At 55.1% G+C, this 11,662-nt stretch carries 2 protein-coding genes; both read right to left on the minus strand.

The window, feature by feature from the left end:
* Positions 1-62: 62 nt before the first annotated feature.
* The gene (locus tag RW65_RS15100) at positions 63-407 is read right to left on the minus strand and encodes a hypothetical protein (RefSeq protein ID WP_039057608.1); all 345 of its coding nucleotides are present in this window, start codon (positions 405-407) and stop codon (positions 63-65) included.
* A complete protein-coding gene (locus RW65_RS15105) occupies positions 407-11,644 on the minus strand; it encodes a hemagglutinin repeat-containing protein (RefSeq protein ID WP_231564394.1) in 11,238 nt (3,745 codons plus the stop codon). The genes RW65_RS15100 and RW65_RS15105 overlap by 1 nt, the downstream gene beginning before the upstream one ends.
* Between the last annotated feature and the right edge of the window lie 18 nt (positions 11,645-11,662).

Genomic DNA, 11,662 nt, shown 5'->3' on the forward strand with positions numbered 1-11,662 from the left:
TTAATCAATACAGGGCTGACCAGCGCTTGGGGAGCAGGTCAGCCCAACATTCGGAATTCGCGCTATCTGACATATGAGCTAATTTTAATATCCGGCTTTATACGTATCTCAACCTTATTAATTAAATCTTCTGTAACAACCTCAATATAAATATAATCACCAACCTTGTCATTCCTTATGCTAAATGAGTTAACACCATCGATACAAGAATGTGTTATTTCGTTATCATGTAGTTTCACTGAGTATTGAATCCAACCTTCAACAATACTAAACGAAAAATAAATGCTAAGACCATTTTGATTTTTTGCAGTATATAAAAAACTAACATTTTCCCGTTTAAACGAAACGGGTTCACTTTCAAAAAAAGAGAGCAACTCAATTTCATCGGGCTTATTTTCTATGAACATTACTTAGTTACTCCATTTTTCGGTATAGTCGTAATAAATCGATAAGCACCCTCTTCCGTGACTTCGAAAGTACTTTCAAAGATTGTAGCTTTTCCTGAAGGGCCAATGAAGAAAGACTGTCTGACCTCAAAATTACCGTATTGATCCGTATATTTTTTCACAATGTTATTTGGATTTGTAGTCGCTTGAGTAAAATGTTCAGCCAAAACTGCATAACCATTATTGTCATCAGTAACACCTAATCGTTTCATTTCTAGGGCAAGTTGATTTGTACGATCTATCGTATGATCACTGCCCGTTGCCTTACCAAAAAGATAATCAAATTTTTTCGGATCAATTACAGAATCTGTTATTGTCTGCTCAACAGTTGATGTTGGCAACTGGCCATTTTTTGCCGTATTATCTACAAAACTTTTAAGCGACTCTGCTGTCAATTTGTTACCTGATTGCTTATCAACAGCCATCAACGCCTTCAGCTCTGACAGTTCAGTTACTGACATCTTACTGACCGTCGCGGCTGTCAGACCTACCGGAAGCGCATCCCCGACAGCCATTTCTGCTATCCAAATACTAACTTCATTAGCACAGAGCACCGGGTTTCCCGCGCAACCACTGGCAGTCGCCCTGACAAGGGCAATCAGCTCGGGAGTAGTAGAAAGCGCGGTGGAACCTCCAGCAAGGACGCCATAAAGAGCAATAGCTGCTTTAGCGTTTTCTTTCGCCTCTTCGAGATTTTGTAATTCCTGTATTGCTACTGGATCGCCCGCTTCAGCATGTTCTCGGACTTCCTGTTCATATTTGTCAGTCAGTCGGTAAAGTGGATCGCCAGTTTTCTTAAATTCATCCTGATAAGCATCAGGATGAAGGGTTACAAGGAAAGTATTATTCTCAACCTCAACCCTTGCCGCATTCGCTCCGCTACCGATGCCGCTGGTGTTACCGGCAGCCACGCTACCGCCTGCCGCGCCCAGTGCAGCCACGAGGTTGACTATCACCGTTTTCTCATCCGGTGACAGGTCTTCCGGCTTCTTATTATAAAACGCAAGAGACAGCGGTTCAGAACTTGCCGCTGCGATAAAACCACCTGCCGCTCCAGCAGCCGCACTGCCTCCCTGTGCCTTCACCAGCACGGCTGACGCGAGTGTATGCAGCGCAACACGCGCAGCTTCATTCCCCTGAGTGGCGCTTTTAATCAGCCCTGCCACAAACGGCGCGGCACCTGCAGCCACCCCACCAGTAACATTGCCGCCAAGTACACCCGCCAGTAGCCCGGTTACCGCAGTGCCGTTACGCCAGAAATCACTACCAACACCGTATTCCTTATCAACATCTTTATACTGCGCAGAGGCAGCGATTTTGTCATTAATCTGTTGTTCCGTCAGGCCATCCAGCTCGCCGTTCGCCTTCATGTCCGCGCGGATTTTATTTTTACCCTCATCCAACAGCTTTTGGCGCCAGGCATCCATCGCCTGGGTACCCAGCGCAACGGCCTGGTTCTGAATGTCTAACCGATCCTGAATCTTGCTCTTGTCAAAATTGTTCTCCAGCGCGTTGTGCGCACCGGCGGTATCACGACTCAGGTCAGCGATATCCTGCTGTTGCTTATCTTTATCGCGAATGATGATATCGCCAGCCGCCACCGCACTGTGTGTGGTGCTGCTGGCACTGTCGGACATGCTGGCTAGTGAGGTTCCCGGAAGGCCGGTCGCCACCGGTTGCAGATTGCCATCGCTACCTGTTTTTGCCCCGCCAGAAACGCTGACGGCATATTGGCTACCGCCAGATGCTGCTTTGTTGTGAATATCGCTCCAGCCGAGCGTTCCGGTATCGAGACGATTTTTACTGGCATCGGCTTCAGAGGCGATAACCGCCCCGTCAAGCTGGGTATGGTCGCCAACGTGGATATCAAACCCACCTTTACCCGCATAAATGCCGCTTTGGTCAATAACCGATTTGAAGTCGTTGGTAATTTTGCCGCCTGCGGCATTGACGCTGCCCTGCACCACATTGCCCGCACAAATTGGCGGAACACAGACGCTAACATTCACGCCACCTGAGGACGACTTACTGGCATATTCATCACTATCTTGCTGGCTAGCGATGGTCAGATTACGACCCACCTCTAGAGCAACTTTATCGCCTTTCAGTTCAGTCCCTTTCAGCGTCGTATCGCGCCCGCTGGCCACCGTCAGGTTTTGCTCAGCGACGATAGAGGTGTTGTGATGCGTAAGGCTATTCCCATCCTCTTTGTTGCTGTAGGTACTCCCCCCCGCTTCCACCGTGATCCCATTCTGTGATCCACCCAAGGAGAAGCCAGCACCGACGGAGAATTGATTACCGCTGGCACGGGTTTTAAGTTTCTCCATATCCTGCGCAGTGGTCAGCGAGATATCACGACCGGCGTCGAGGTTGATATTTTTCGCGGCAATATTGACGCCTGAACCTTCAATATCCTGTCTGGCTTTGATATTAACCGAGTCGCCCGCTTTAATAGACGATCCCTGTTGCTGCTGGCTACTGTAGTCCTGTTCTTGTTTTGACGAACCGGCGGTAAGGTTTACGTTAACCTTGAAAGCCGACGGATTCATGTCAGACAGCACTGTTTCAGTGGCTACACTTAACCCCGCTTGCGCGGTGTAAATAGCCGAAAGGCGAGGATCGCGATTTTCTTCCACTGATCGGGCGGCATTCTCTACCGCCTGCGCCGCAGTCACGGCCCAGCCCGATACCGAGGCTTTCACGCCATATTGAGTATTGGAGGACTCGTTGTGGGTTTTCAGGCTGTCTTCACTGACATCCAGACGCACATTCTCTCCGCCAAGGGTGACCGATTTCCCGGCGCTAATATCTGCGCCATCAATGGCTACATCTTTCCCGGCCTGTAAAATTACGTTGCCATCGCGGCTGGCTATCTGGCTGCGCAATGTACTTTGCTGATTACGATCCAGGTCAGAAGCGTATTTGTTATTGTTCCAGCCCACCGTTCCACTGTAACCGTCACCGCCAAGCGAGCCGATTTTGGTCTGGCTACCGGAGCTCTCTTTCACTACATGGTTATTACCGGTGCTGACCGTAATATCACCGTTTTGTGCCGACAACATTAGATCGTCGATAGCCGCCAGCGAACTGCCGGAGAGATTCACATGCCCGTCTTTGCTGTTGACATAGATATCATTCGCGGTGATCTGGCTTCCGGTCTGTGCCGTGGTCTGGCTGCTCTCGTTACTGTTTTCTTTCCCATAACTGAACGGCAATATGCTGGCACCGTGGTTCGGGCCGCCGCTGACGGTACGGATCGCCGAACCGATGGTGGGTACAGCGTCGGTCACACTCCAACTCTTGCTGCTAGATTGACTGCTGCTGACATGGGTGTCTGTAGAAGGCGTAATGTCTACATTACGCTGCGCTTCGATGATCGCCGCCTCTTTTGCGCTGATTTTACTGCCATTTATCAGCACATCGCCGTTACCTTTCGCCCCCGTCGCCGACAACTGTACGTTACCGGCAGAGGTGAGGGAGTTACCCACGGCATATTCACCGGAATAATGCATTTCGCTTTTTGATGACGACTGGCCGTAGCTTATCGGCAATGCCGCTTGCATTACGCTACCGGGGATATCGGCAGCGGAAGCTGCTGCTTCACCCGCCAATACTTTCGCCTGCGAAATGCCACTGCCGCCCATCTTGACGATATCGCGCAGGTTGCGAACCGTATCGATTATAGGGTTGGAGAATGAGATACCGAAGCCACTGCTTTTACTCTCTTGTTTCACCGAACCACTAACCACATCTTTACCCGCCACGATCTCAATATCACTGGCTTTAACGTCAATGTGTCCGGTTTTACGGGTGGTATCTTCTGTATTCCGCCCGGCAACCATATTGGTAGCGACCAGTTTCGCTTTGTCACCCGCTTCAATAATGATGTTGCCTGCAGTCGTACCAATAACGCTGCGCGAGTCACTTTGCGTGATCTCAGCACCTTTGCGTGTTTCCTTCGCAGACTTTGAGCCGATAGAGATGCTCAGACCACTGCCGAAGACCCCGCTTTGGGTCGTCTTCTTCATGCTGTAATGGCTTGATTTTTCCGTTGCAGCATCAATGGTGACATCTTTGCCGCCCTTGAGCGCAATATCACCGCTGGCCGTCACGGCAGAGCCTTTCACCAGTAAGTCATTGCCCGCTTGCAGGGAGACATTATTGCCGCTCAGCAGCGACGCTAGCTCGTTGGTTGAACTGTTTTCCTTAATAGTGTGGGTTGTTTTCTTGCTCAGGAAACCTTTCTTCGTTTTTATCTCTTCGAAGTACGAGTAATCACTTTCTGTAGCTGTCGTCAGATTAATATCGCGTCCGGCGGAAACACCCACATCACCTTTTGCCAGCACCTGCGCAGCTTCGGCATTCATATCGCGACCGGCAACGATAATAGTATTGGTACCGCTGCTGATTTCACTGCCCTGCTGACGCACCTGCTCGTTAATCACCGTTTTTTTGCTGGATTTATAGCTGTCGCCCTGAGTTGTGGCTTCCGCCTGCAGATTGACGTCGCGCCCGGCCTTTAAACCGACCTGCTGCTCTGCCGCCAGCCCGGCGGCCTGCGAATTGATATCCTGGCCTGCGGTGAGTGTCAGGTTATTACCCGCACTTATGGTGGTGCGATCGAGCCCGGTGCTGTGGTTTTCACTCTTGCCGCTGCGGTTGTTCTGGCTGGTCTGCTGCGCGTTGAGGTTCAGATCGTTGCCTGCCGACAACTGTGCCGATTTCCCGGCGCTGACGTTGCTGGCGGTAAGGGTCAGATCCTGGCCCGCCTGCATCGCCAGATTGCCGCCTGCGGTGATGCTGCTGCCCTGGTAATCGACAGTGGCGCGGCTGGTATCAGTACGCCACCAAAAGCCGGACTGGCTGTAAGCATCATTTTTCTGAATGGCGTTAACGGCGATATTGCCGCCCGCATCCATCAGCAGATTCCCCCCTGCCGCAAGCGTCGAGCCGGTCAGGGTGATATCCCTTCCCGCCGCAAGCGACAGGCCATCAATGGCGGTAATGCTGGCGATACTGCCCAGAGTAGTATCTTTGATACTGACCGCACCGTGCTTGCTTTTGGTATCCAGCGAAAACTGGTCGGCGAGCGTCAGGTTATTAATGCTGCCATCGAGACTTTCCAGCGCCACGGTTTTACCGCTGATGGCGGAACTGATATTGCTGATATCGCCGATGGCGCTGAGATCGACATTGCCACCTGCTTTAATCAGCGCATCGTTGCTGTTGGTAATCTTGTCATCGCTGGTTACGCTCAGATTGTTGCGCGCCAGCAGTGTGCTTCCAGTATTGGTGACATTGCCGCCATTGAGGTTGACGTTGTTCCCGGCAATAACACTGCCGTTATTGACGGTGACATCTTTCGGCGACAGGTAGACTTTCGGGATCATCACCGTCTCGCCGCCGATCGTCGCGCTTTCCCACCACAGAATACTGTGGTCAAGGGCGGCGATTTGATCGGCAGAGAGGGCAACGCCAAATTTCAGCCCCAGCGACTGTTGTGCATTCGCGGCGTTATCCATCAGATAGCGCATCTGATCTAAATCGGAACCGATGCCGTTCAGGTAGCGGTTACCGGTCTGGTTCAGCACCACATTACTGACATAACGTGTGTCAAATGCCGCATCGCCAAGGAAACGGTAATCGTGATCGGGGTTGAGCTTGATGCGATCAAGCATGTAGGCAGAGCCGAGGAACTGCTTCTGGTCGGTGAAAGCCGTGTTGGTTTCGCGGGGTGCGGCAGACGGCGTAATGCCGAGCAGCTTGTTCAGATCGCCAAACAGCGCCGGATCCAGTTGACCGAGCCCGTCGAGTTTCGGGTTAACGGTGATCAGGTACGGGCTTTTGGGGTTCTGCGAAACCACAAAGTAACCGTTATTGCCGGTCGGCAGCGGGTAAGCGCTGGTATCGACGCTTTTACCCTGATGCGAGTCGAGCGCGCCATTGCTGGTGTTTTTCAGCACCGCGCTGGTGACGCCTGCGTTTGCCAGGCTGCCTGCGATGCCAAGGCTGGCATTGCCTTTCTGTTGACCGCCAATGTTTGCGAGCGCGGTTCCGGAGGCAGCGCTGCTGTCCAGCGCGCCGCCGCCGTTAATCTGCTGTAAGGCGTTTTGCAGCTGATCCTGCCACTGCGGGGAGCTAACGGCGACCGGCGCGGCGGCGAACGTCTGTTTTGCCACGCTACCGCCGATCCCCTGGTTACTCAGGGTATTCAGTGACGGAGCGGTGATGGTACCGCTGACGCCACCGGCATTCGCGGTTGTATTGGTATTGCTGATATTGCTGCTGAAATTCGCGCTTACATTGCCACCGGCTTGAATAACGGAGCGATAAATATCACCTAGCTGAGTTTCAACATCATTACTTATTAACTTATAACTAATAAGTTTCGATTTAGGTTTAGCGCTTATAACTATTGGATCATTTCCAGCTATTGGACTTGGTATGGATATTGCTGTCCCGGGGCCATGTATTGCTGGTGTTCCGAGGAACTGATAAACATAGTTATGTCTTGAAACTGAATTTTGCCATGACTGGTTTGACAAAGAGGTTCCACTCAGCGAAATATTCCCGGTAGCTAAAATAGAACTGGCATTGTTGTCAAGCACTCCAGCATAGATAGCAGTATTTCGTCCAGACTGAATTAATGCAGCGCCCCCTGTTGAACTGACGGTGGTGGTGCTTTCTGAAGAAGCAAATTTCTGCACTATATAATCTTTATATGGTGCATAAACTGTATACCCTTCTGTTGTATAACAGTGCTCATTCTTGACCCCACCACAACGTTCAGTTGGTGGAAACGCTTTTACACCGTACGTACCATCAGATAACAAGTCGACAGATACAGAAATCGTCGCACTGCCTAGTTGAGCGATAGCCTTAGGATCATTTTGTATTGTCGTACTCGCGGATAACCCATCCCGCTGATTCAGCAGATGCCCGGTATTAACGGTGATATCGCCGTTGCGGGTTTCAATACTGCCGGAGGTATTAATCACCTCAGCATTGGCATTCCCCGCCGCATCGCGCTGCAGCCACAGGTTATTGCCCGCCAGCATATTGCCGCGCTGGTTGGTGATGTTGTTGGCATAGAGCGCAAGGTTATTTGCCGCATACAGCAGCGCAGTATTCACAATACTGCCCGGCGCACTCAGCGTCAGGCTGCCGAGCGTCCCGGCGAAACCGTTCGCCGTGATATTGCCCCGGCTCGCCAGCGTCACGTCGCCGCCGCCCTGCAGTGAACTGTTGCCGTTCAATACAATGTTGCTGCCGCTTAACGTACTCGCGCCGCTGCCGGTGGTGATTTGCCCGTTGTTGGTCAGCTGCCCGCCCGCACTCAGGTTCACTGCCTGGCCCTGCATCACGCTCTGGTTATCAATCGCCCCGTTACTGGAAATGCTCAGGGTTTTGCCCGCGGCCAGCGCGGTCTGACCGGTAAAGGCATTTGCCAGTTGCAGCGTCAGGTTACCCAGCGCCACAACCTGCCCCAGCGCATTTAGCCCCGTCGCGCCGACCAGCAGGTCACCACCGCTGAAGAGCCTCCCGCTGGCGGACTGGCCTACCTGCGCGGCGTTCACCGTCAACTGCCGGTTGCCCAGCAGCGTGCCGTTGTTGGTGAGCTGGCTGTAATTCAGCGTCAGGTCATTCGCCTGGGTGGTGCCCTGGTTGGTGAAGGTGTCGCCGGTGAGTGTCATCCGGTCGGCAAGCAGCGTACCGGTACCGGCATTGTTCGCGGCATTAAGAATGAGATCCGTTGCCTGCAGCCAGCCTGCGCCGCTGTACTGCGGCGTCGTCAGCGTCAGCGCCCCACCGGAAAGCAGTTTGCCTTCATTGCGCGCCTGCGTGGCGGCACCAATACGGGTTTCACCCGCGCCCTGAATCAGCCCGTAGTTGAATAATTGCGGCGTAGTGAGCGTTATACCCTGCCCGCTTACCAACTGCGCGTTTGCACTGTTGGTTAACGCGTCGGCGCCAAGCGTGATACCGCCGCCCTGAATCTGGCCTGCGTTGTCGACGCGTTGTGCCGTCAGGTTCAGCGCGCCGTTGCTGGCTGTCTGCCCGCCCGCCTGCTGGGTAAACGCGCCATTCAGGGTTGCGGTCAGCCCGTCGCTGCCGCTGATAGTGCCGCTGTTGGTCAGCGAGCCTGCGTTAAGGGTGAGGTTTTTTGCCGCCCACTGACCGTTATTGGTCAGGGACAGCGCCTGCAGCGCCGCACTGCCCATGGCGGTAATTTTGCCACCTGCCGTGGTGTTAAGGTTCCCCGCAAGCTGCAGGTTCAGCGCTCCGGCGCTCTGCACCGCGCCGCTGTTATCGAGCGAGTGTGCCGCGAGCAGAATGTTGTTGCCCTGCCACTGCCCGGCGTTGCTGACGCCTGCGGCGGTAATGTCCAGCGTCCCCTGCGTTAACAACGAACCACTGGCGTTGTTTATCAGCGTCAGCTGTGGCGCGGCCATCGCTATTCGTGCCATCAGCGCGGCGGTGCCCTGCTGATTATCCAGCGTCAGGCTGTTCAGCCCGGTCAGCCTGCCATTGTTGGTAATCGTGGCTTCGTGCGCCGACAGCGTGCTGCCCTGCACGGTGCCGTTGTTGGTGAGCTGCTGCCCGCGCAGGGTGATATCGCCCGCGCTGAGCAACTGCCCGTCATTTTTCAGCGTTGGCGCACGCAGCGTCATCGCCCCCTGGCTTTCCAGCGCGCCGGTGAGGTTAAGGGTGTTCCCGACGGCTGCCGTCAGGTCCCCCTTGCTTAGCAGCGTACCGCCTGATGTCCAGTCATCAGCCGTGACGGTAACTCGTCCGCCCTGCAGTGTGCCCTGGGTGGTAAGCTGTCCGGCGGTGAGTGTGAAATCGCCGCCGCTCAGCGTGCGTGAATTCACCCCGGTGGTCAGCGTGCCGGCATTTGCACTGAGGCCGTTTGTGCCCTGCCATAGCCCGTTACTGGCAAGGGAGGTGGCGTTCAGCGTGAGCCTGTCGCCGGTAATGCGTCCGGCACTGACGATAGCGTCGCCACGTAAATCCGTTACGCCACCGCTAATCAGTTGCCCGTCACTGGTAATGGTGCCGCTGTAGTCAGCGCTTAATCCGTGCAGACCATTGATAGTATTAATATTGTTCAGGGTGGAACCGGCGAGAGAAACCGTATCCCCCTGCATGATCCCGGCATTGCTCAGGCTGCCGCCATCCAGCGTCAGCGCACCGCCGGAGAGCAATGTACCGGAGTCGGTGTTGGTGATACTCGTTGCGTGCGCCTGCGCCTGCTGGTCGCCCTGCATCCGCCCGCTGTTGGTCAGCACATTTCCGGTCAGTACCAGGGTGTTCGCCGCCATCTGGCCGCTGTTGGTAAGAGTATCGCCGCGAAACAGAGCGGTGTTATGCGCGAGTAATGTGCCGCTGTTGGTCAGATTGCCGCCAAGGGTCACGTCCAGCGCGTCCGCCTCCAGACTGCCGCCGTTCAACAGTTGCCGGGCATTCAGCGTCAGGGCGTTACCCACGTAGAACAGCCCCTGGTTTTCGAGAGAATCCAGATGCAGGTCCAGCGCACCGCCGCTCACCAGCTGGCCGTTGCGGCCATTAAACAGGCTTTGAGTGGCGAACGTCAGGCTGTGATTGCCCTGTAAAACACCGTTGCTGGTAACCACAGGTGCCGTGATGGCGAGATCTTTTGCCGCCAGCGTGCCGTCGTTGTTCAGCTGTGCCGCGCGAATATCCGCCTGGCCCTGACTCAGCATCTGCCCCTGGTTAGCGAGTATGCCGGTAACCTGTGCATTCAGCGCGTCCTGCGCCTGTACCGTGCCGCTGTTACGAAAGTTATGCGCCGTCGCCGTCAGGGTACGTCCCTGCATCCGGCCCGCGTTGTCCAGAGTTTTACCCTGCAGCGTCAGGCTATCGCCGCTGATAATCTGCCCGTCCGCCGTGCTGGTCAGCGTAGTGCCGTCCCACGTCAGCCCTTCCGTTCCCTGAAGCAGACCGCTGTTGCGTAAATCCCCGTGCAGGGCGAGCACTTTCGCCATCAGTGCCCCGCTGCTCTGCAGCGCGTCCGCCTGCACCGTCATGCCCTGCTGACTGACCACCCGGCCCTGATTGTCGAGCGTGCCGGAAACGGTGGCAGTAAGGCCATTTTCGCCCAGCGCAACCCCGCTGTTGAGCCACTCCCCCGTAGCCAGATCGAGCGTACCGCCCTGGATCTGCCCGGCGTTGGTCAGTTGAGCGTTGTTAAGCGTGACGACGCCGTTACTCAGCAGCAGGCCACCCTGCTGGTTAGCCAGGGTTTTGCCTGTTGCCAAAAGCGCAGCGGTGCCCTGCAGCGTACCGCTGTTGGTGATATCCGCATCGTCAAGGGTGAGATTGTTTGCCGCAACCAGCCCCTGGTTCAGCAGCACCGGCGCATGCAGCGTCAGCCCGTCGCTGGCCGTAATGCGCCCGTTCGCCGCGTTATCTGCCCGCTGCGCCAGCGTTAGTAACAAGGTTGTGGCACTCAGCGTGCCGTGGTTATCCAGCGTCTGCCCGCTGAGGTTGAGCGCACCGGCAGTCGCCAGTGAGCCGGTATTTGTCGTCGTCTGCGCCGTCAGCGTCAGCGCCCCGTCACCCTGTATGCTGCCGTCGTTGTGAAGGGTATTTGCTGTGACGTCAGTATTTTTCGCCGCCAGCACGCCGCTATTATGGACATCATTTGCAGCCAGGCTGAGTACGTTATCCGCCAGCAGTCGCCCGCTGCTGTCGAGGTTCAGGTAATCGCTGAACAGGTTGACGCCGTTGAGTTCACCGCTGCTGGTCAGACTGTTGCCGTGCAGATTAAGGTCGCCGTCGGTGGTGATGAGTCCGCTGTTGTTCAGTTGCGGGATGGCAAGCGTCAGGTCTTTCACCGAATACAGCGTGCCGCCGGTGAGGTTATCCAGCCAGTCCGTCTGCACATCAAGCGCGCGGGTGCCCTGCAACAGTCCGCTGTTGGTGATATGGACACCGGTGAGGTTCAGCGTATCCGCGACCAGCGTGCCGCTGTTGTTCAGCGCATCAGGGGCGCTAAGGGCGATGGCTGACGCATTCGATTTCCCACCGTGACTGGCGGATTTCGCCGTCACGCTGAGCGTGCCTTTCGCGGCCTGGGTGCCGTTCAGCGTGGCGCTGTCAGCGGCCGTCAGGGTCAGATCACTGCCGCTCTGCAGCTGTGCCTGCTGGCGGGTCTGCAGGTCAGCCGCTTTCACGTTCAGGGCCTTACCGGC

Source organism: Enterobacter sp. Bisph1 (genome assembly GCF_000814905.1).
GTDB lineage: Bacteria > Pseudomonadota > Gammaproteobacteria > Enterobacterales > Enterobacteriaceae > Kosakonia.